The following is a 22330-nucleotide window of genomic DNA, read 5'->3' as shown; positions in this document are numbered from 1 at the left end:
AATGAAAATGCTTTTTGTATTTTTGGACGGTGTTGGAAAAGGGGAGAAAAGTGAAGTTAACCCCTTTTTTTATTATCATCCAAAAGCATATGAAATATTTTTGAAAGAAGGCAATGTCTTGTTTTTGGACGCAACGCTCGGTGTTGAAGGTCTGCCGCAAAGTGCCACAGGCCAGGTTACAATCTATTCAGGCATAAACGCAGCAAAGGAGGTAGGGTTTCATATCAATGGGCAGATTACGCTAAGCCTCAAGAAAATAATTGACAAACAAAATATCTTTACTACTCTTTCCCGGCACGGTTTGAAAGTAGACTTTGCAAATGTTTACAGAAACGAGTATTTGCAAAAGATATTAAATGACAAGAATTTTAAGATGTCTGTGACAAGTTATATGGCTTTAACGGCAGGCATAAGGTTCAAAACAGTGGGAGACCTTTTGAAGTCTGAAGGGGTATATTTTGACATCACAAATCAAGTCTTAATTGAAAGTGGATATAAAGTACCAGTTTTTTCCCCTGAAAAAGCAGCTGAAAATCTTTTGAATATACTACAGAAAAATAATTTTGTTCTGTTTGAACATTTTAAAACGGACATCATAGGACACTCATGTGACATGGAAAAAGCTTTAGAACTTTTAAAACTTTTAGATGAGTTTATAATCAGCTTAATTGAGAATCTTCCTAAGGATGCTTGTCTTGTTGTGACATCTGACCACGGTAACATAGAAGATTTGTCAACAAAGACACATACAAAAAATAAAGTACCTTTTTTAGCATATGGAAATAAAAAAGAAATCTTCGCTATTGAGTCAATTGAACAGATTTATAGCAGTATTTTAAAATACTTCGAAATAAGAACGCAGAGGGATGACAAAGAAGAATGAAAAAGGTAGAGCTATTATCACCAGCAGGCGGATTTGAAGAATTAGTTGCAGCCATAAAAGCTGGGGCTGACAGCGTGTATGTTGGTGCAAAAGAGTTTTCAGCAAGGGCGTATGCAAAGAATTTTTCAGAAGATGAGCTCAAAAAAGCCATAGATTTTTGTCATGAGAGAAGAAAAAAGATATATCTTACAATAAATACCTTAATTTACAATGATGAGATGCACAAAGCTATAAATCTTGTAGAATTTGCATACAAGGAAGGAATTGATGCTGTAATTGTGCAGGATTTGGGTCTACTCTTTATTATTTTAAAAGAGTTTCCGGGTATGCCTGTTCATGCAAGTACACAGATGACGGTTCATAACTTGGCTCAGGTAAAGTTTTTGGAAGGCTTAGGAGTAAAGAGAGTTATACTCTCAAGAGAGCTCTCAATAGATGAGATAAAAAACATAAGACAGCAAAGTAATATTGAACTTGAGGTTTTTGTGCATGGAGCTTTGTGTATTTCATATTCTGGTCAGTGCCTTTTTTCAAGCATAATTTTCAAAAGAAGTGGCAACAGAGGGCAGTGTGCCCAGCCTTGCAGGCTTTATTATAAGCTTTTAGGTAAGGAGAAAAAAGAAATTGATGAAGGATATCTTCTTTCACCAAAGGACATTTGTCTTTTGGAAAACGTAGATAAGCTAATTGAAGCAGGAGTTGACTCTTTCAAGATAGAGGGAAGATTAAAGGACCAATATTATGTGTACACTGTGAGCTCAATCTATAGAAAATATATTGATATGTATTACGAAAAAGGTACAATAACAATCGACAGCACTGATAGTCGAAAACTCTTGCTTGTTTTCAACAGGGGGAACTTTAGTACTGGATATTTAGAAAATACTGATATAGACAGCATAATCTTCAAAAAAGCGCCTAACAATACAGGGCTTTTTATTGGAAAATTTTATTTTGAGAATGAAAAACTTTTTTTGCAGACTTCATATAACCTTTCAAACGGCGATGTAATTTCTTTTAGAAACAAAAATTTTGAAGAGATTCTTCTTGAAATAAATAACAATATTGTTAAGAAAGATGACGAAAGATTTGAGGTGAAAGTTGATTTTGAGAGAAAAAAGAGATTGAAAGAATTTTCACAGGGTCAAGTGTTTATTGTAAGAAGTAAAGAATATGAAAAAGAGATAGAAAAAGATCTGAAGATGGAGAAAAAATTTAGGAAGGTCGATTTCAAGGTATGGATAGAAAAAGGGAAAAGGATAAAAGCTTTAGCAAAAAGTGATGGATTTGAGGTAGAAGAGGAGGGGGGAGTTGTTCAGCAGGCAAAAGAGAAAAAGCTTACATCTGCTGCTGTAATTAACAGCTTTTCAAAACTGGGTGGAACAATTTTTGAGATGGGAAATTTTGATGTGCATATTGAAGATGGCTGTTTTGTGAAGGTTTCAGAGCTAAACAGGCTAAGAAAGGTGTTGATTGAAAAACTTTCTCAAAAGATAATTAACTCTTGCAAAAGAAGTATAAAACAAGATATTGAAATTTCAAGGTATCTTGGTGATGGTGGTGTAAGGTCATTTAATAAGAGTTACAGGTTTTCTTTCATGGTAGATTCACTTTGGCAACTTGAAAAGCTTAAAAAGTGGTGTGAGACGCTAAGTCTTTCAAGCTATGAAATCTATGTGCCTTACAATGTAATCTTTGATATGGAAACAGATGACAACATGGTTGCTTATTTTGACAGAATAACACACGATGAAGATTTGAAAAAGGTTGAAGTTGAGAAGATAAAAGAAAAAGGTATAAAGAAAGTTTTGGTAAGAAACCTTGGACAGTATGAGATATTTAAAAATCATTTTGAGATTTATTTTGATTTTAGTTTAAACATTACCAACTCTGCATCATTTAAATTTTTAGAACTTCTTGGTGGCAAAAGAATCTGTCTTTCGGTTGAGCTATCTAAAACAAGAATTATAGAAATTTACAAAAACGCACAAGAAAGTGAGATAGAAGTAATTGTCTTTGGTAGAATTCCTCTGATGATAAACAGGCTTAAATTTTTTGAAAGGGGAGAATATTTGCAAGACAGAAACGGTGAGCTTTTAAAACTCATAAAAACTCAGCATGGGAAAAACGAAATTTTAAACCCTGCATTTTTGTATATAAACGACAAGGATGTACCGGCTGATGTGTTAAGGATTGACTTTACAGGCATGAATAAAAAAGAAATGGAGAAAGCTTTGAAAGGATATTTTGATAACAAAGAGATTGGTCTAAAAATTACAAAGGGGTATTATTTGCCATGATGAAAGAGTTTACAAAAAACCGGTTTGTGGTTGCTATGATTTATGTCATCCTGATTAGCGCATTTATCTTTTCGTGTGCATATTTAATAAAGACATTTGACCTTTTTGTGAGGTTTGTGATAAAAGCTTTCATTCCGGTTATTATTGGACTTTTTATTGCAGAGGTGTCTGAACCGCTTTTAAAATACTTGGAAAAAAGAAAGGTAAGCAGGACAATCTCTGCAATTCTTATACTGATTGTTTTGAACATAATACTTGGTTTTATGCTTGCCGAGGGCATATATATTCTTGTAAATGAGTGTATGAGTTTAGTTACAAGCCTTCAAAACATTGATTATGACAAAATCTACCATACTTTGGATAAGCTCTTTGCAAGTGTAAAAAATATATATTCAGGATTGCCAGGACCTATTGTGAATTTCATTCAATCTGGTGTTGATGAGCTCACAAATGTACTCAACCAGATTGCCACAATGAGTTTAAAGGTAATAAAAGTTATACCTGCAACCTTAAAAGGTATCACTGTATGGTTTTTTTCTATCTTATCAGCCTTTTTCTTTATGCGCGACAGACACAAAATGAGAGCATGGCTAATTCAAAATTTTTCAGTCCAGCTTTACAGAGAACTTTCTTCAATTGCTTTTAAAGTTATAGACTCTGTTGTAGACTATGCAAAATCTCAGATAATTTTGGCAATTTTAATGTTTCTCTCAGGACTTGTAGGACTTTCTATAATAAAGGCGCCTTACTTTTTGGTGGTAAGCCTTCTTCTGGGGCTGTTGAGTATAATTCCAATCATAGGATCAGGCATAATATTACTTCCGTGGATCGCAGGCAGTTTTATAGCTGGAGACACTAATTTTGGAATCAAACTTTTGGTTGTTTATCTGATAATTTTAGGTATTCGAGAATTTGCGTCTATCAAGATTGTTGCAAGTCAAGTAGGGATTTCAACATTTACAACACTTGTCTCTATCTATGCAGGTGTTGAAGTGTTTGGCGCGTGGGGATTTGTGATAGGTCCGCTTTTGGTTGTGTTTTTGAAAGCAGTGTATGAGACAGGTGCAATTAAAAAGGTAAGAGAAAATCTTTTTTTGTCAAAAAGGAGTGAAAGTGTATAAAATGCCAGTTGTAAGAGTTTACGCAAAAAATGAGATTGTTGTAGAGATAGAAGTACAAAAGTGCTCAAATCTGTTGGATGTACTACAAAAAAATTCATTTGACATTGAAGCAAGCTGTGGTGGAAAAGGTGTATGTGGAAAGTGCAAAGTGAGAGTTAAAAAGGGTCAAAAACCTTATTTAGAAAATCTTACGCAAGAAGAGAAAAGACACCTGAGAGAAGATGAGATATCAAGTGGTGTTCGACTTGCATGCAGAGTAGAGATTAGTGAAGATTTAGATGTCTTTTTGAAAAAATCTTCTGAAAAGACAAATATACTTTCACATTTTACCTTGAATGATTTTGAGCGTGAAGATAATATAATTGTAAAAAAGGTAGTTTTGCAGCCACCTTCCTTAGATGATCAAAAGAGCTATGAATTGAGACTGAAAGAGGCTATAGGTGATTGCAATCTAAAAATCTTGCCAAGAACCTTACAAAAGCTTGCAAGACTAAAAGAACAGGAGTTTTATGCAATTATATATTCAGATGAGGTTGTGGATGTGAAAAATTCTTCCTTGGCATTTGGTCTTGCTGTGGATGTTGGAACAACTACTGTTGTTTGTTATCTTGTTGATATGGTTAAAAAAGAAGTAGTAGATTTTTACTCTTTTATAAATCCACAAAAAAAATTTGGTGCAGATGTCATCTCCCGGATAGATTTTGCAAAGGAAAAAGAAGAAGGGCTTTTTATTCTTCAAAACGAGATTATAAAAGCATTAAATGAATCAATTCAAATTCTTACTAGTAGAAACTATATCTCTCAAGATGATATTCTTCGCATAGTTTTTGTTGGTAACCCAACAATGCTACACCTTCTTTTAGGAGTTGACCCTCAGACAATTGCTGTTTCCCCTTTTGTTCCAGTTTTTACTGAAAGTGTTTATGCAAAACCGAATGACTTGGGGCTTGAAATAAATCCTGCAGGTGCTATTGAGATTTTAAGCAGCATCTCAGCATATGTTGGATCAGATATTGTTGCGGGAATACTCTCAACAAAATTGCATAAGAGTCCCAAGGTTTCTCTTCTTTTGGACCTTGGGACAAACGGTGAGATGGTGCTTGGTAGTAGTAGCTTTATGCTTGCATGTTCAACTGCCGCAGGGCCTGCATTTGAAGGTGTTAACATCTCGTGCGGGATGGGCGCAGTGGAAGGTGCAATTGACAGTGTTAAAATAGAGAATGGCAAAGTACATTTTACCACAATAGGATCAAAACAGCCAGTTGGAATTTGTGGTTCTGGAGTAGTGGATGTCATTGCTTATATGCTGAAAGAAGCTATAATAGATGAAACTGGCAGGTTTTGCGATAAAAATAATGTTTATAAATCATACATAAAACAAGTAAACAATCAGCAAGCTTTTTTTATCACCGACTCAGTTTATATAACTCAAAGAGATATAAGAGAAATTCAGCTTGCAAAAGCAGCAATCTCAGCTGGGATAAAGACAATGATTGAATATGCAAAAATTACTGAAGATGATATAGAAAATGTGTATTTAGCTGGTGGTTTTGGAAATTACATAAATCCATGGTCAGCCGTTGAAATTGGTATCATCCCCAAAAAATTGCAAAACAAGATAATTCTTGTTGGAAACAGTGCTGGTGCGGGAGCTTTACTTGTACTTTTAAGTAAAAAAATGGAGTTTGAAGCACAGGAGATAGTAAAGAAAGTAAATTATATAGAACTTTCAAATTCTGCAGAATTTAACAAATTTTTTATGGAAAGTATGATATTTGAGAACCTCAGCTAAGAGGGTGATTAAAATCAAAATGGTTGAAGAAATAAGAGTGAAAGATAAAATAAAATTGTGGATATTTATCTTTATCATGGTACTTTCCATATTTGCTCTTATATATGCTGAAAAACAACATCAGCTAAATCCCAAGTTTATAAAACAGTATATTACCCATTTTGGTGTTTGGTCACCGATTGCATTTTTAATTCTATACTCAGTAAAATCTTTTGTGATATTTATTCCTGCCGGAGTATTTATGCTGGCGGCAGGACTTTCATTTGGCACATTACTAGGTTCACTTATTTTAATTGTAGGTACTCTTCTTTCATCTACCATTGGCTTTGTGTTTGCAAGGTATTTTGGTAAAGACTATGTACAAAAAAAGTTAAAAAACACAAAGTTTTCTAATGTTAGCAAGAAGATAGCCCAGAAAGGTTTTTTAATCATACTACTTTTGAGGCTTGTGCCTATCCTCCCTTATGACGCTATAAACTATATATGTGGTCTTTCAAAGATAAGGTACAGAGACTTTATACTTGCCACCTTTATTGGAACAGTACCTGCATGTTTTTTGTATGCTTATCTTGGTGAAAATATCTTAAGACCGTTTTCTAAAGGATTTTATTTGAGCTTGTGTTTGGTGATTGTTATATCCCTCACGCCAGTTCTTTTTGCAAAGACAATAAAAGAATTTTTGCAGAATGATAAAGAAGAAGAGGATGAGCATAAAATTTAATTATGAAAATAGGAGATAAAGATAAAGGAAGGCATAAGGAGTTGAAAAATAAAAAAGTAAAGCTATTTTCAGTTTACGTGGCAATTTTAACTTTTATAGTTTTTAAAGTTTTTTTATTTTTGAATACCAATATTTCAAAAATTGCTGAGATATTTAGCGAAAATAATTATCAAACACGAAATCTAATTATTATTGACCCTGGACACGGTGGTTTTGACCCGGGTGCAGTGAGCGGTGATATAAAAGAATCTGTGATAAACCTTCAGATTGCGAGAAAATTGAAGGGATATTTTGAGATGTTTGGCTTTAAGGTTCTTCTTACACGTTCAACAGAAGACGATTTGAGCGAATATGATAAAAAGGCGCATGACCTGAAAAAGAGAAAAGAGATTGTTTTAGAAAATAATCCTCAGATTTTTATTTCTATTCATTTAAACAGCTTTCCAGTGAGCAAGTACTTTGGTGCTCAAGTGTTTTATGACAAGTCAAATGAAGAGGCGAAAAAACTTGCTTTGTTTGTTCAAAATGAGCTAAGATATATGCCAAATGGACTTGTAAATAGACGACAGCCAAAACCAATAGATGTGTATATCCTAAAAAACCTCAAAATTCCTGCTATATTGGTGGAATGTGGTTTTATGTCAAACAAGATGGAGCTATCTTTGCTTCAAAGCCAGCAGTATCAGGATTGGCTTTCATACTCAATATTGAAAGGAGTTTTAAACTATTTAGACCAAAAAAAGGAGATGGAAAAAAGTGGATGAAGTAAAAGCATTGATAGACAAAGAGATTGAAAATTTAAAAGATGAAATAGTAAATGCTACTTTACAGCTTATAAAAATCAGAAGTGTTGAGGATACACCTGCACCTAATATGCCGTTTGGTAAGGGAATAAACGATGCGCTACTTACGTGTGAAAATCTTTGCAAAAGATTAGGATTTGAAACAAAAAATTATGATGGATATGCGCTTGAAGCTTTCTATGGGAATCAGAATGAGGATGTGAGTGTTATAGGTCATTTAGATGTTGTACCCGAAGGGGAAGGATGGAGTGTACCACCTTATGAAGGAGTTATAAAGGACGGTAAAATTTTTGGACGCGGTGCGGTTGATGACAAAGGTCCAACTGTGGCAGCTCTTTATGGCATGTATGTGGTTAAAAAACTTGCCGAAGAAAAGAAGATTTCTCTTAAAAGAAAGCTAAGGTTTGTTTTTGGTACAAACGAAGAGGGTGGCTCTAAGTGTCTTCAGTATTATTTTGAAAGAGCAAAATATCCAACTGTTGGTTTTACTCCGGATGCGGATTTTCCTGTCATTCAAGGTGAAAAAGGTTTTCTGGTGTTTGAGCTGGCAAAAGATGTGAAAGATACATTTGAGATTGAAGGTGGACAGCGGCCTAACATGGTGCCTGACAGGTGCAGGTTCGAAGGTAGTTTTGATGTTAAGAAAGCTAAAGAAATTATTGTTAAAAAAGGGCTAAGTGATAAGGCTGAGGTTTTTGAAGAAGCTGGTAAGACATTTATAATTACAAGGGGAGTATCTGCTCACGGAAGCCTGCCTTTTAAAGGTGAAAATGCTATATCGTATATGTTTAATATCTTAGATGAGCTTTGGGCGAAAGAAGATGAGTTTAGAAGATTTATTGACTTTTACAATAATCACATTGGATTTGACGTATTTGGCGAGAAACTCTCAATTGGATTTGAGGATGAAAAATCAGGAAAGCTCGTATTAAACGCAGGGGTAATACGCAAAGAAAAAGGAAGAGTTATCCTTACAATAAATGTTCGCTATCCAGTTGACACCTCATATGAGGAGATAGAAAATAAAGTAAAGAAAGTGCTGCAGGATCATAATATTGAATATCGTTTGGTGACAAACGTTCCTCCACTTTATTTTGAATCTGACCACTTTTTAATCAGGACTTTGATTGAGGTTTACAGAGAATTTACAAATGACGATACACAGCCGCTTGTGATTGGCGGTGGAACATACGCAAGGTGGGCAAAAAATGTGGTTGCTTTTGGACCAAATATGCCAGGTGATGAAGAGGTTGCCCACCAAAAAGATGAATATATCTTTATAGATAGGCTAATCCTTTGTAGCAAAATCTATGCGAATGCTATTTACAGGCTTGCAAAAGAATAGTAAAAAGCAAAGAGGCTGTAGTCTTGGTATGCACAGGACTTTTCAGCCTCTTTGTCTTTTTAAAATAGATTGTAAATTCCAAGAAGAATCAGAACAATTCCTGGGATGTAATTGGTAATAAGGAATTTTCTAAAAATTTTGAAAAAGCAGGTAAAAACATTTCCTAAAGAAATAGCCACAAATTGGAAGACTGGTATGAGAAGTATTTGTCCTATGTTTGCAAGGTTTGAAAGACCAAACGAGAATGAAGCTGAGAGACTGTCAAACGAAAGCGCAAGAGCAACCAGGAATGCTTCTACCGGTTCTATTGTGCCTGAGCTGTCAAAGTCAGACAGCAGCGGTTCTTTTATTACTTTTACCGTTAGTCCGAGCGATTTCAATGAAAAACTAACAAGTGTCTTAGGTAGAGGGGTGTTGTTCTTCTTCTCAATCAGTGTTCTAATTACAAATGCTATACCGATTATTATCATAAAAACAGCACCTAAGTGTGAAGAAAGTTGTGGTTCAAGAAAATTACCGAACCATTTTCCCATGAAGAACGAAACTGTGGTGATGATCGTAGATGTAAAAAAGATTATCAATTTTGATTTTGTCAGGATTTTAATTCCTTTTGTACCAAATGCAACTCCAAAGAAAAGTGCGTCAATATTAAGTGACAAGATTGCCACAAAGAACTGGTATATATTCATTCTAAAATCTGTGCACCCACCATCTTTTGGTCTTTATTATTATACGAGCAAACAAGTTATTTTGGTAACGAAACGAAATTTTTGCTTTTCGCGTTATAATAAATATAGTAAAATTTAGGTGTGTGATAAAAAATAAACAAGAGGGGATTAAAAGTAGACAATGGATGAGAGAGAATTGGTGGAAAGAGCAAAGAAGGATAAAAAGTACTTTGAAAAGTTATATGAGATATATTTTGACAAGATTTATTCTTACATATACTACAGAACATTCAACCATCTTATTACAGAGGACCTGACCAGCGAAACCTTTATGAAAGTGCTAAGGTCGCTTGACAGGTTTGAATGGAAAGCAAATGGCTCATTTTCAGCATGGATATTCCGTATTGCCCAGAATGTTGTAAATGACTATTACAGGAGCAAAAAAGAGTTTGTTGATATTGAGAAAATTTCGGACAGTTCATGGTTGAAAAATCCTGAGGACGAACTTTTAGATAAAATTGAAAAAGATGAGATTAAAAATGCACTTAAAAGGCTTACAAAAGACCAGCAAGAAGTTGTGATTTTACGATATGGTGCTAATATGAAATTTAATGAGATTGCGAAGATAAAAAATAAATCTGATGTAGCTGTAAGAGCCCTATTTTTCAGAGCAATGCATTCGCTCAAAGAAATGCTTTTAAAAGAGGTGCATGAAAGTGAATGATGAAAAACTTGACAGAATTTTTGAAGAGGTTTTTAAAGTGGAGTATCGGAAAGAGTTTAAACAGGAATTAAAAGATTTGCTGTTAAAAGAATATGATAAGAGAAAAAAAGGAAGGTTTTTTTTGAGAATATCAACAGTGGTTGTAGCATGTATAGTTTTAGCCATTGTTGCATTTGGATCAATAAAACTTGATTTGATGAGATTAAATGTTAAGGACACTTCGTTAGTAAAGACAGAGATGGAAAAAGTTTTTCAGCAACAAGTTGCAAGTACAAGAAAAGAGACAAAACAAAATGATAACAATGATAAAAATAGCAGTCTTTTCAACAAACAAGAAACTTTGAAAAAAAGTGATGGAGTTGAGAAAAGTCAGACACAAAGTACAGATAAAAAGCAACCTTCAAATGATATTAAAAGGGCAAGTAATAGTAGTAAAGAAGCATTTGCAACATCTTTTTCAGGAAAACCAGATGCTGAAAAATCTCACAGCGAAAAAAAACCAAGTTCTTCTATAAATGAGGAAAAAAATAATTTAGACAAAAAAGTTTCAGATGCAAGTGTATCTTTTCGGAATACTGTAAACCCTAAAATTACTAAAGGTGATTTTGAAAGTAAAACAAAGCAGAGCATAGAGAAAGATTTTTATTCAAATTCTAAAAACGAAGTTTCAGATACATCTGCGATTGTTACAAAACAGAGTAAAGAGGTTAAAAAAGACAAGCAAGATATGATAGTAAAAGAGCAAGATGAGAATGTGTTACAAAGTGTTTATGTTTTAAAAGAGGATGAACTTAAAATAGATGAAGAACATGTTTTAGATGTTTTATCAAGCATTGTTTTATCTGGTGTGTATGAAAAAGTATATTTTACTCCCAAAAATATTGTTCAAGCTGATGTATATGATGGTTATTTTAATTTTGTGGTAGGCAAAAGCGATATGCAGGTTTCAATTTCCCGGTTCTCAGAAAACCAAGCACAAGAAGATGTTTTCAAGAGTGTTTATAATAAGACCGACCTTATTTTACAAAAACTTGGTATAAATAATTACAAAATATCTATCTTTCCTAAAGAGGAGGGCTACAGGGCGGAGATTGCCATTTATTTTGATGGATACAGGATATTTGATGTAGACAGTTTTATAGATTATTCAAACAATGCAGATGTTATTGGGGGTAGGATTTATCTTAAAAGCTTTTCGATATTAAAGAGTGTAAAAATGATAGATACAAAGACGGCAGCAAAAGAATTTGAAAAAACATATAATCTTAATGATATAGACCCATCTGATATTGATATTGTATATAAGAAAACAGGAGAATTTTATATACCAGTATATATTTACATTTATGAAAACAAAATATACTGGTTGGAAAAGTAGAGTTTAAAATGATATAATAAGATTACAAAATTGTTTACGGAGGTTTTTATGATGAACCTTGATTTAAAAGAAAAGATTTCTGAAAATGGTGTTGTTATAGAGCTTAAAGGTGAGCTTGATATATTTTCTTCACCGACATTGAAAGACAAGCTATATTCATTGATTGATACATCATCAAGTGACGTCATTGTTGATATGAATGATGTAAGTTATATAGACTCAACAGGCCTTGGGGTATTTGTTGGTGCATTAAAAAAATCAAAGCAAAAAGGTACAAACATTGTTCTTAAGAACTTAAAACCCAACGTGAAAAAGGTTTTCACTATCACTGGGCTTGACAAGGTGTTCAGAATTGAATGAGGGGGAAAAAGTCAAATATGGACCAAATTATGTTAACAATTCCGCCTAAGGCTGAATATATTATTGTAGTAAGACTAACATTGTCTGGGATAGCAGCGCGAGCAGGCTTTGATTTTGAAACAATAGAAGATTTGAAAATGGTCATATCAGAGGTTTTTAACCTTTTTGAGATAGAAAAGCTAAAAGGAAAAATATCTATTGAGTTTAACATTGCAAGTGAGTTTTTGGACATAAAAATTGATTTGCCTGGTGGTGTGTTGACAGATAACGAGCTTGCGAAGATGATTCTTCAAACTTTGATAGATGAAGCAGAGTTTGAAAAGACTGAGGATGGTCATAGAGTAAAGCTAAAAAAATATCATCGAGGGGTCTGATTTGATGGTTGATGAAAAAAGGACATTAGAGATTGATGATGAAAAAATAGATAGACTCTTCGAAGAATATCAAAAGACTAAGGCCATTGAACTTAGAAATGAACTTGTAAATAAGCACCTTTATATAGCAGAGATTATAGCAAAAAAATTTGTGGGAAGAGGACTGGACTATGAAGACCTTTATCAGGTGGCATGTATTGCACTTATAAATGCTGTTGAGAGGTTTGAACCCAACAAGGGTTATAAATTCACAAGTTTTGCCACCCCAACCATAATGGGTGAGATAAAAAGATATTTTAGGGATAGAGCTTCAATCATCAGACTACCAAGAAGAATCTATGAAACCTCTGCGAAGATAAAACTTGCAACAGAAGTGCTTTCTACAAAATTAAAAAGACCACCGAAGGTTGAAGAGATTGCTCAGCATCTTAACATGAGCACAGAAGAAGTTTTAGAGATAATGGAAGCTTCTAACAACTATCTTCCTCAGTCTTTAGAGCAGACCATGTATGAAGATGAAGAGATGACGCTTGGGGATGTTCTTGGCAAGAGCGATGAGAACATCTTGCAGGTAGAAAATGTCGAAGCTGTAAAGAAGGCAATTGAAAGGCTTTCACCTTTTGAGAGAGAGTTTGTTCAAAAGCGATTTTTTGAAGAGAAGACTCAAAAAGAAATTGCTGAGGAGATGAACGTTTCACAGATGTACATTTCACGGCTTGAAAAAAAGGTGCTGAAGAAATTGAAGGATTTCATTGAAGAGAAAAAAGAGGAATAAAAAAACATACAAGACTGCCGTGGAGGACAAAACCCAATTTTTTCCTGCGCGGCAGTCTTTTTTATCTTCCTTTTTCTAAACATTTTCCAAAAAACATGATATAATACCTTATATAAATGCTGTGAAGGAATACAAATATTGAACAAAGGAGAGAACAGCAATGTTAAAAAGATGGGGTAAGAGACTTTTTGCTTTTCTAACCTTGCTGAGTTTTCTGTTAAGCTTTTTGGTAAGTACTTCATTTTCTCAAAACCTTTCTTACTATCAGCAGGCAGCCCATGTTTTAAAACAAAAAGGAATAATGACAGGTGACACAAAAGGAAATTTGAATCTTGACAAACCTCTCAAACGTTCAGAGATTTCCAAAATGATTATCATTCTGCTTGGCAAAAAGCCTTTAGCTGATTTTTATGCAAATCAAAAAAAATCTTCTTTTAAAGATGTTAAGACAGATTACTGGGGACTTGGCTACATAGAAGCAGCAAAGGCAATAGGATTGATTTCAGGGTATACAGATGGTACTTTCAAGCCAGAACAGTACTTAAAAATTGAAGAGTTAACTGCTATAGTTGTAAGAGCACTTGGTGTGAAGGAGTCGGAGCTCAAAGGCAAGTGGCCACTAAACTATATCCAGAAAGCATATTCGATGAACATTTTTTATGGGATAGAATCCGAAATTGAGATAGGAAAGCTTGTCACAAGAGGCCAGACGGCAGTTATACTTTACAATGCATTTTTAAACGAAAGCTTAAAAGCTGCAAAACCTGTCGGGCTTGAAATAATTGACCTACAAACTTTAAAGGTAACATTTGATAAGGAGCTTTCTTCAATTGTTAAATCTGACTTTTCGTTTGATGGAGGACTTTCTGTTTTGGATGCAAAGTTTGCAGACTCAAGCAAAAAGGTTATTGAGATAAAAACATCTGCCCAGCAAGAGGGAAAAGAGTACACCCTTTTTTATAAAGGGCAAACTACAACTTTAAAGTTTGTGGCAAAGACAATGCCTTTTTCCTTTGCAGAGGATATCAAAATAGAGAGTTTAAAGAAAATTGATTTGAAGTTTACAAAGGCCATTTCAAAGAGCCAGCAAGATAACTTGCCGATAAAAATCTATGTCAATGGCAAAGAAGTTACAGATATAGGAAAGATTATTTCGAGCGATTTTAAGACTGTGAGTATAATCTTCCCAAGCAGATTAAATCAAACTGACAAGCTGATGGTAGAGATTTCAAACCTTCTTTCAGAAACAGGACAGATCTTAAGCATAACAAAAGAGCTAACAGTTATTGATGCAATCCAGCCAAAGGTTGTGGATTTTAAGGTGGTAAATAGCAAAAGGTTTAAGATTATTTTTTCTGAGCCTATGAATATTGATTCTGCAAATACTTACAAGGTATGTGATTTATCTTCGGTTGGAGCAAATATAAGAATTGATTCAAGTTATGCATATGCAAAACTTATACCTAAACTTCAAGAAAATGCTATTGACATTGAACTTTTATATCCTCTTGCTGATGGGAATCACACAGTTGAAATAACAGAAGCGAAAGACTTTGCAGGATACAAAGCTCCTGACTTTAAAACTACATTTACAACAATGCTTGAAAAAAATCCGCCAAAGCTTGTGTCCTTGGACCTTGTTTCAAACAATCGAATAAGACTTGTATTTGATGAAGAGATAAGAAGCTTAAATGGTTTGGTTCCAACAGGTGAGTATGAGGTTTACCAAGCACAGGACAGTACCAACCATGCAATTGGCGCAAAAATAGCACTTCTTTCAAATGAAAAAATGATTGACATTCAGTTAAATCCACAATTAAAGCTAGATAGCAGGGCACTTGTTTCATTTGAAGTGAGATTCCGATATGTTGAAGACCTTCTTGGCAACAAGGTATCAGATTGGGTCTCAGTTACATCCAAAGCTCAGGATGATCCTACAAAACCGGCAGTCAAGAGTGTCGAGGTTTTGGATGGGAATATAATTAAGGTAACATTTACTGAAAACGTGAATGCTGATGGCAAGGTTCAAAGTTTTTCTTTGCTTTCAGCAGATGGTACACAGATAGTAGAAGCTCTGGCAAAAAGCGTAAAACCGCTTAAAGAAGAAGATAACTCAATGTTTGCTGTTGAGTTTTCAACACTTGCAGCAATAAATGGTGGAAGATATCTTTTGAAGATTTCAGGCATTTGTGATACCTCTGTGAAGGAAAATGTTATGGACGATAGCACATATGCGATAGATGTAAAAGACACACTTGCACCAACCATAACTGCTGCAATTGCCAAGTATGATTCTTCTTCGGATATGGACAAAATAGACATATTTTTCTCAGAACCTATGGATGTTGAAAAACTAAAGAATTTGAGTAGTTATTTTGTAGGGGCATCAAGTGCAACAATTCCACTTTCGAGTATCAAAGGTGCAAAAATTGATTATATTTCACCAACCGGCGACAGAATCACTCTTTTAATTCCAGGGGCAGACGATACATTGCCTGGCAAGTGGAGTCAATCTGGAGCTGTAGTTGACAAGTTGGCAGCTCCTACCCTCACTGACAAGGCAGGCAACTTTTTAGCAAATGCTACAATAGCAATGCCAGTGTCTGTATCGGCAAACTTTAGAGGGATATCTGCCCAAGACATAGAAGTTGTTGCAGTAGACAAAAATACAATTGAAATAAGAAGCTTGAATGGATACATCTTTGCATCGTTTGACCCTGCAGCAATAATGTTTAGAAACGCATATTCGACTTCAAGTTTAAATGGAAATCCTGACAACGATAAAGTTGTCAGTCTTGGAATTGTAAGTTATACAATTTCTCAGGACAAAAAGACCATTACTTTAAAAACATCAATTTCTTTGACTTCAAGTGCTATGGCTGATACAAATGATTCAGGTCAAGATGCTGAACAGCTGAAAATATTTACAGTGAATTCAAATATAAAAGACCAGTTTGAACAGAGCCTTGTAATTCCACCAACACTTGATATTAACTTTTATCCTTCGATATTACTCAAAGACAGAATCTGTCCACAGCAGACAGGTGTTTCTGTTGGAAGTGGAAATCAATCAGACACAATAGCTATTACATTTGATGAACCAGTTTTTGCTCTGTCAGGTATAAATAATACAGTGCTGGCTGCAGGAATTGAGCTAAAAGTTGGAGGTATTACTTTAATTCCTGACGTTGATTACACAGCTTATATCCAAAACGGTACAGTTTATGTGAAGGTCAAAAAACCGGGAATTGTAGACAGCAAGGTAAGCTTGGAGATAAAGAGACCAGACTTAATAGTAGATAACAATGGAAATCCTTCTGTTGTGTTAAAAACTCAGACTATTGAACATGTGACAGAAAGGACTTCACCTGATGTCACAGCAGAGTTTTCTTCGACTGATACAAGAAAAGTCAAACTCACATTTTCTGAACCTATGGATGCTTCAACGCTAATTGCTCAAAACTTCTCATGCATTGCAGGCGGCAGCATTGTAAGCTTTGTAAAGTCTTCTGATAACAGAGTTGTTGAAATTACATTCACAAACCCGCTTCCGGCAGGAAGCATTGTAAATATATCACCAAATGTGAAGGACTTGGCGGGAAATTCAGTGTCAGTCCAGGCGGTGAGAAAATAGGGGAAAGAATAAGGGAGGAGATTGTGTTATGCTTCTCAAAAAAATCTTCAAATTTGATGCAGCGCATAATCTCACAAAGTACAATGGAAAATGTGAAAACCTTCACGGGCACACATACAAGCTTGTTGTGACAGTGGAAGGAAAACCCGATAACCAGGACATGGTGATAGACTTTGTGCTTTTAAAGAAGATTGTACAGGATGAAGTGATTGACATCTTAGACCATGCATATATAAACGATATTATAGAAAATCCTACTGCTGAAAACATTGCAAAGTGGATATGGGGAAAACTGAGCAAAAAGATAGAGGAACAAGGCGTCAAGCTTTATGAAATTGAAGTGTGGGAGACAGAGGACAGTAGCGTCATATACAGGGGTGAAGATGAATGATTGATGTTCAGAGCCAGAAAGACCTTCGTGGTATCAGTATTCAAAAAGTTGGGATAAAAGATTTAAACTGGCCGATTGTTGTAATGGATAGAGAAAACAAAACTCAGACAACAATTGCAAAAATCACTGCTGCTGCAGAGCTAAAAGGTGATATCAGAGGCACGCACATGTCCAGGTTCATTGAAGCTATAGATGAGCTAAAAGTTGTGGGACCTAAAGAGATAGAAAAACTTTTGGATAGAATAAAAGAAAAGCTTAATTCAGAAAAAGCCTATATAAAATTTGATTTTCCTTACTTTATCAACAAAAGAACACCTGTGACAGGGACCCTCTCACCACTTAAAGTTGACTGTTATTTTGAAGCTGAAAAAGACCAGAAATTTGACCTTAAAGTGGGTGTGATTGTTCCTGTTCACACTCTGTGTCCATGCTCAAAAGAAATTTCGGAGTATGGGGCTCACAACCAGAGAGCTTATGTGACGATAGAGGTGAGGATGAAGAAGTTTATGTGGATTGAGGAACTTGTTGAGATTGCAGAAGCTTCTGCATCATGTCCTCTTTATTCTATTTTAAAAAGACCTGACGAGAAATGGGTAACAGAGAGAGCTTACCAGAACCCTCGCTTTGTTGAAGACCTTTTAAGAGAAGTTGTTTTAAAAGTAAAGGAAGATAATAGAATAAAATGGTATAGGGTTTTTGTGGAGTCAATTGAAAGTATTCACAACCACAATGCCTTTGCGTATATTGAAGGTGAAATAACAAAATGATACAATTAAAGTAACAATCTGTTTTGAAAAGCGAGGGAAGGTTTTTAAAAACCGATTGTTATGAAGATAAAGATTTATACAAAAAGACTTGGGATAAGTATTGCAGCGTTTGTATTTGGAATTTTGTTTATAATCCTTCTAATTAGAAATTTTATAATCAAAGATATACCAACCCAAAATGACAACATAACCTATATAAAAAATATGTTTGAACTGAAAAATGCAAATCTTGTTGAAGACAACATTGTTGTTGAGAAGTTACCTGACGATACCTTTATGTTCAAATACCTTTTTGAAGACTCGAAATCAAAATATGAAATATACATGAAAGAAGACCAGTCGATAGTATATTTTAAAAAATTTACTCCTTCAGATACAGTTACCAGGTTTTCGATTACCGATGTAAAACCAAAAGCTTTCAAGCTTTTATACAAATTTGCGCCGTACACAAAAGGAAATGTTGAGATTGAGGTAGCATCAATGCAAAACGCCTACATTTGTGTTTTTAATCGATATGAAGGCGACAAAAGGGTTTTAGGGAACTGGGCAACGGTTGTACTTAACAAAGATAATGGTGAACTTTTAGAGTTTAGTATAAACTGGCATCAAGATATTAACTTTAAAAATGCAGGCAAAAAAGGCAATGAGGAAAACAAAGTCTTGAACAGTATAAAGGTAGTTCCTGTTTTGAGCAGTGATTCTTTTTTGAAGTATACAACAATGAATAATATACTTGGATTAAAGGATGTCTACTATGACTTTGTTGATGGTAAAGTGTATCCACAGATAAATCTAACTCCAAGCGCTTTAAATATTCGGGATTACAATAACTATGTTGAGTATGCTCAAAAAAAAGCACAAATTGAATATGTAAAGTTGAAATTTGGAAAGATTTTAAATCTACTTTCTTCACAGGCAAGACGTATTTCTTTTTCTTCTACCGAATTCAGTATTTCTTCAGGCGGTGAATACTCATACAATAAAAAAAGTTTTTTTGGCACTGTAAAGATAGCTACCGACAAGTACGGGAACATATTAAAAGCTATAGCAGATTTAAAATCATCTGGTGAAATAAAAAAGGTTGACTCAAAGGTCTTAAACGATAGAGCTGAACAGATTATGCAAGTGCTTACTGGAAAATATGTTGTTGCAAAATCTTATATATTCGAAAATGACAATCAGCACACTGTGAGTTACAAGCTCTATATAGGAAATGCCTACATAATAAATGGGAAGCTTGAAATTACATTTGATAAACTTTCTGGAGAAGTATTAAAACTTGATTTTGATTTGGGCATAAGACCAGAGTTTATGGAGAAGATAAAAACTCTAAAAAGTCCATCTGAGTATATAAATCTCATAAAATCAAGTGGATTTGAAGAGGTTTATGTTTTGACAAAAGAATATGGGAATGTGTACCTATACCAGAAACCTGTTGAGGCACATTTAGCGCTAAAACCTAAATTTGATATGACCTATCTTATGCATGCAACAAAATAAACTTGCAATATGTTCAAAGGAGGAAAGCTGCAACGATGGACATTTTAATAAAAAATGCAAAAATTTACACAATGGATGAAAAAGGAATTATTGAAAAAGGCGATATACTTATTAAAGATGGCAAGATAGCAATGGTTGACCAAAACATAAATGAAGATAGTAGCATAGTAATAGACGCAACAGGCAGGCTTGTCTTTCCAGGGTTTATAGATGCGCACTCACACATAGGAATGTGGGAAGACTCTGTCGGGTTTGAAGGTGCTGATGGTAACGAAGACTCAGACCCTGTCACGCCACACTTAAGAGCAATTGATGCTATAAATCCGTTTGACAGAAGTTTTCAAGAGGCAATTGAAGGTGGTGTTACATGTGTTGCAACAGGACCGGGAAGCGCTAACGTGATAGGCGGGCAGTTTTGTGTCATCAAGACGTTTGGCAAGAGAGTTGACAAAATGGTTGTGAAAGAACCTGCTGCAATGAAGGTTGCATTTGGTGAAAATCCAAAGAGCGTATACCACGAAAAACATCAGATGCCTCAAACACGCATGGCAACTGCTGCAATCTTAAGAGAGGCACTTTTTAAAGCAAGAGAGTACCTAAATAAAAAACTTGAGGCTCAGCAGGATGAGGAAAAAGATATGCCAGAGTTTGATATGAAAAGTGAAAGTCTTATAAAGGTTTTGACAAAAGAAATTCCGCTGAAAGCACATGCTCACAGGGCAGATGACATATTCACGGCAATAAGAATTGCCAAAGAATTTGATGTAAATCTCACCCTTGACCATGTCACAGACGGATATTTGATTGTGGATGAACTAAAACAAGAAAATATTCCGTGTATTGTTGGACCAAACCTTACTGATAGGTCAAAGGTTGAGCTTAAAAACCTTGATTTTAAAAATCCAGGTATACTTTCTAAAGAAGGCATTCTTGTTGCTATTATGACAGACCATCCTGTAATTCCGCAAAAATATCTTATTTTATGTTGCGCGCTTGCATGCAAAAGCGGAATGGATGAAATAGAGGCTCTAAAAGCAATTACCATAAACCCTGCAAAGATTTTAGGAATTGATAACAGAGTTGGGAGTATAAAGGAAGGCAAAGATGCTGATATTGTAATATACAAGGGTCATCCTTTTGACATATTTTCTGAGGTTGAATATGTCTTGATTGATGGTAAAGTTGTATATCATCGCAAATAAAAAGGGGAAATTATGAAAAATGAAGGAGATAATGTCTTATTCGTATGATGAGACAGTGTCGATTGGCTATAACATTGGAAGAAATCTTTTCAAAGGTGCTATTATTACTTTAGAAGGAGAACTTGGCAGCGGAAAAACTGCACTGACAAGGGGGATAGCCAAGGCTTTTGGAATTGAAGATATTTCAAGTCCAACATTTACTATATTTCATGTTTATGAAGGGGAAGATGACATTTTAGTTTATCATTTTGACATTTACAGGATTGAAGAGACAGAGCTTGAAGATATAGGGTATGAGGAATATTTTTATGGTGATGGTATTGTGATAATTGAGTGGGCTGATAAGTTGAAAAGGCTTCATCCAAAGGAATATTTAAAGGTTGAGATTCTGAAGATAGATGAAAATGTTCGAAAAATATTAATAACAGGTGTTGGAGAAAAATACAAAAATGTTGAGGATGTGATAGAAAAAGATGAAGATATTGGCGATTGAGACATCTGGCAAGGTTGCAAGCGCTGCTTTGCTGGAAGATTACAAGATAATTTCTGAGATAGTTCTTAACACAAAACTTGTCCACTCTGTGATGTTAATCGACTTAATTGACAAGGTATTAAAAAATGCCTCAAGTGAAATAGATGATATTGACCTATTTGCGGTATCAATAGGACCTGGTTCTTTTACCGGACTTAGAATTGGTGTTTCAACAATAAAAGGTTTTTGCTATGCAACTTCAAAGCCATGTGTAGGCATTGATACTTTGATGGCTCTTTGCTATAACTTTTGGGCTTGTTCAGATTTTCTGATGCCCATTTTGGATGCGAAGTCGCAAAAGGTATTTACTGGAATTTTTAAATTTGAAAATGGTAAGCTTAAAACATATCATCCGACTTCAATACTCGATATTGAAGAAGCAAAAGAGCTTGCAAAAAAGTATGAACCTATTTTGCTTGGCGAAGGTTTGGACATTTATGATTTTTCTGAGTTTAAAATTTCGCCTAAGTTTTTGCAGTATCAAAAAGCATCAAATGTTGGAATTCTGGCTTATGAATTTGCCCAAGAAGGTAAGGTTTGTTCGCACTTTAATCTTGTTCCTGTTTATTTAAAAAAATCATATGCAGAGAGGGATCACAATACATGATAAAAGGCAGAGTAAGAAGAATGACAAGAAAAGACATTGATATGGTGCACGAGATAGAAGTTTTATCGTTTCCTGTGCCATGGAGCAAAGAAAGCTTTGAGTATGAGGTTCAAAATGAGTCGGCTATATATTATGTATATGAAGAAGATGGCAAAGTTTGGGGGTTTGCAGGAATGCATCATATTGTAGACGAAGGGCACATTACAAATATTGCTGTACATCCTCAAAAACGAGGGCAGGGGATAGGGAAACTTCTTCTTTCTGCCCTCATTTCATATGCAAAAAAAAATGGTTTGGTTGGCCTTACGCTTGAGGTGAGAAGCAAAAACCATGTTGCCATTTCGCTTTATAAAAGTTTTGGATTTGTGGAGGAAGGTATAAGAAAAAATTATTATTCAAATCCACCAGATGATGCCATAATTATGTGGCTGTGGCTTTAGAATTTAATATAAT

21 protein-coding genes are annotated in these 22330 nt (G+C 34.8%); 20 read left to right on the top strand and 1 reads right to left on the bottom strand.

Translation table 11 applies throughout. From position 1 onward, the window contains the following. The first annotated feature begins 1 nt into the window (after position 1). From CaldiYA01_RS10130 to pepV, 7 genes are read left to right on the top strand one after another with little or no spacing between them, the layout of a single operon-like run. Positions 2 to 883, top strand: coding sequence for an alkaline phosphatase family protein (locus tag CaldiYA01_RS10130; protein WP_207179339.1), 882 nt, complete (start codon positions 2 to 4; stop codon positions 881 to 883). Further along, positions 880 to 3183, top strand: coding sequence for a peptidase U32 family protein (locus tag CaldiYA01_RS10125; RefSeq protein ID WP_207179330.1), 2304 nt, complete (start codon positions 880 to 882; stop codon positions 3181 to 3183). The genes CaldiYA01_RS10130 and CaldiYA01_RS10125 overlap by 4 nt, the downstream gene beginning before the upstream one ends. After that, a complete protein-coding gene (ytvI, locus tag CaldiYA01_RS10120; RefSeq protein WP_207179327.1) occupies positions 3183 to 4304 on the top strand; it encodes a sporulation integral membrane protein YtvI in 1122 nt (373 codons plus the stop codon). The genes CaldiYA01_RS10125 and ytvI overlap by 1 nt, the downstream gene beginning before the upstream one ends. Before the next feature lies 1 nt (position 4305). Continuing rightward, positions 4306 to 6096: an ASKHA domain-containing protein gene (locus CaldiYA01_RS10115; protein ID WP_207179324.1), complete on the top strand. Its 1791-nt coding sequence runs from the start codon at positions 4306 to 4308 to the stop codon at positions 6094 to 6096. 19 nt (positions 6097 to 6115) lie between these two features. Beyond that, entirely contained in the window at positions 6116 to 6817 is a 702-nt protein-coding gene (locus CaldiYA01_RS10110) for a TVP38/TMEM64 family protein (RefSeq protein ID WP_207179322.1), read from the top strand. 41 nt (positions 6818 to 6858) lie between these two features. Then, complete coding sequence (locus tag CaldiYA01_RS10105; RefSeq protein ID WP_207179319.1) at positions 6859 to 7581, top strand: N-acetylmuramoyl-L-alanine amidase; 723 nt, start codon at positions 6859 to 6861, stop codon at positions 7579 to 7581. Next, a complete protein-coding gene (pepV, locus tag CaldiYA01_RS10100; RefSeq protein ID WP_207179318.1) occupies positions 7574 to 8965 on the top strand; it encodes a dipeptidase PepV in 1392 nt (463 codons plus the stop codon). The genes CaldiYA01_RS10105 and pepV overlap by 8 nt, the downstream gene beginning before the upstream one ends. A gap of 59 nt (positions 8966 to 9024) precedes the next feature. On the opposite strand, the gene CaldiYA01_RS10095 is transcribed toward pepV, so the two are convergent. Then, positions 9025 to 9654, bottom strand: a complete 630-nt coding sequence (locus CaldiYA01_RS10095; RefSeq protein ID WP_207179313.1) for a manganese efflux pump — start codon at positions 9652 to 9654, stop codon at positions 9025 to 9027. A gap of 160 nt (positions 9655 to 9814) precedes the next feature. Here CaldiYA01_RS10095 and CaldiYA01_RS10090 point away from each other — a divergent pair, with 160 nt between their 5' ends. From CaldiYA01_RS10090 to rimI, 13 genes are all read left to right on the top strand, one after another. Continuing rightward, positions 9815 to 10357, top strand: coding sequence for a sigma-70 family RNA polymerase sigma factor (locus CaldiYA01_RS10090; protein WP_207179311.1), 543 nt, complete (start codon positions 9815 to 9817; stop codon positions 10355 to 10357). Further along, positions 10350 to 11735, top strand: a complete 1386-nt coding sequence (locus tag CaldiYA01_RS10085; protein WP_207179309.1) for a hypothetical protein — start codon at positions 10350 to 10352, stop codon at positions 11733 to 11735. The genes CaldiYA01_RS10090 and CaldiYA01_RS10085 overlap by 8 nt, the downstream gene beginning before the upstream one ends. A gap of 51 nt (positions 11736 to 11786) precedes the next feature. Continuing rightward, a complete protein-coding gene (locus CaldiYA01_RS10080; RefSeq protein ID WP_207179306.1) occupies positions 11787 to 12095 on the top strand; it encodes an STAS domain-containing protein in 309 nt (102 codons plus the stop codon). Positions 12096 to 12112: 17 nt separating this feature from the next. After that, complete coding sequence (locus CaldiYA01_RS10075; protein ID WP_207179304.1) at positions 12113 to 12469, top strand: ATP-binding protein; 357 nt, start codon at positions 12113 to 12115, stop codon at positions 12467 to 12469. Between the two features lie 4 nt (positions 12470 to 12473). Then, positions 12474 to 13244, top strand: coding sequence for a SigB/SigF/SigG family RNA polymerase sigma factor (locus CaldiYA01_RS10070; protein WP_207179302.1), 771 nt, complete (start codon positions 12474 to 12476; stop codon positions 13242 to 13244). Positions 13245 to 13404: 160 nt separating this feature from the next. Next, positions 13405 to 16878, top strand: coding sequence for an Ig-like domain-containing protein (locus tag CaldiYA01_RS10065; protein ID WP_207179300.1), 3474 nt, complete (start codon positions 13405 to 13407; stop codon positions 16876 to 16878). A 28-nt stretch (positions 16879 to 16906) separates the two neighbouring features. Next, positions 16907 to 17269 (top strand): 6-carboxytetrahydropterin synthase QueD, encoded by a 363-nt coding sequence (queD, locus tag CaldiYA01_RS10060; RefSeq protein WP_207179298.1) that lies wholly within the window; start codon positions 16907 to 16909, stop codon positions 17267 to 17269. After that, complete coding sequence (folE2, locus tag CaldiYA01_RS10055) at positions 17266 to 18036, top strand: GTP cyclohydrolase FolE2 (RefSeq protein ID WP_207179296.1); 771 nt, start codon at positions 17266 to 17268, stop codon at positions 18034 to 18036. The genes queD and folE2 overlap by 4 nt, the downstream gene beginning before the upstream one ends. Before the next feature lie 60 nt (positions 18037 to 18096). Then, positions 18097 to 19536, top strand: a complete 1440-nt coding sequence (locus CaldiYA01_RS10050; RefSeq protein WP_207179294.1) for a hypothetical protein — start codon at positions 18097 to 18099, stop codon at positions 19534 to 19536. Between the two features lie 35 nt (positions 19537 to 19571). Further along, entirely contained in the window at positions 19572 to 20738 is a 1167-nt protein-coding gene (locus CaldiYA01_RS10045) for an amidohydrolase (protein ID WP_207179292.1), read from the top strand. Positions 20739 to 20757: 19 nt separating this feature from the next. Beyond that, complete coding sequence (gene tsaE / locus CaldiYA01_RS10040; protein WP_207179290.1) at positions 20758 to 21231, top strand: tRNA (adenosine(37)-N6)-threonylcarbamoyltransferase complex ATPase subunit type 1 TsaE; 474 nt, start codon at positions 20758 to 20760, stop codon at positions 21229 to 21231. After that, positions 21212 to 21877 carry a tRNA (adenosine(37)-N6)-threonylcarbamoyltransferase complex dimerization subunit type 1 TsaB gene (tsaB, locus tag CaldiYA01_RS10035; RefSeq protein ID WP_207179287.1) on the top strand — a complete coding sequence of 222 codons (666 nt, stop codon included), beginning with the start codon at positions 21212 to 21214 and terminating at the stop codon, positions 21875 to 21877. Before tsaE ends, tsaB begins: the two co-directional genes overlap by 20 nt. Continuing rightward, positions 21874 to 22317 (top strand): ribosomal protein S18-alanine N-acetyltransferase, encoded by a 444-nt coding sequence (gene rimI, locus CaldiYA01_RS10030; protein ID WP_207179284.1) that lies wholly within the window; start codon positions 21874 to 21876, stop codon positions 22315 to 22317. The genes tsaB and rimI overlap by 4 nt, the downstream gene beginning before the upstream one ends. Positions 22318 to 22330 lie beyond the last annotated feature (13 nt).

This window comes from Caldicellulosiruptor diazotrophicus (assembly GCF_017347585.1).
Classification (GTDB): Bacteria; Bacillota; Thermoanaerobacteria; order Caldicellulosiruptorales; family Caldicellulosiruptoraceae; genus Caldicellulosiruptor; species Caldicellulosiruptor diazotrophicus.
Note: the sequence above shows the minus strand (reverse complement) of the source record. Positions and strands in the feature narration are given on the sequence as shown.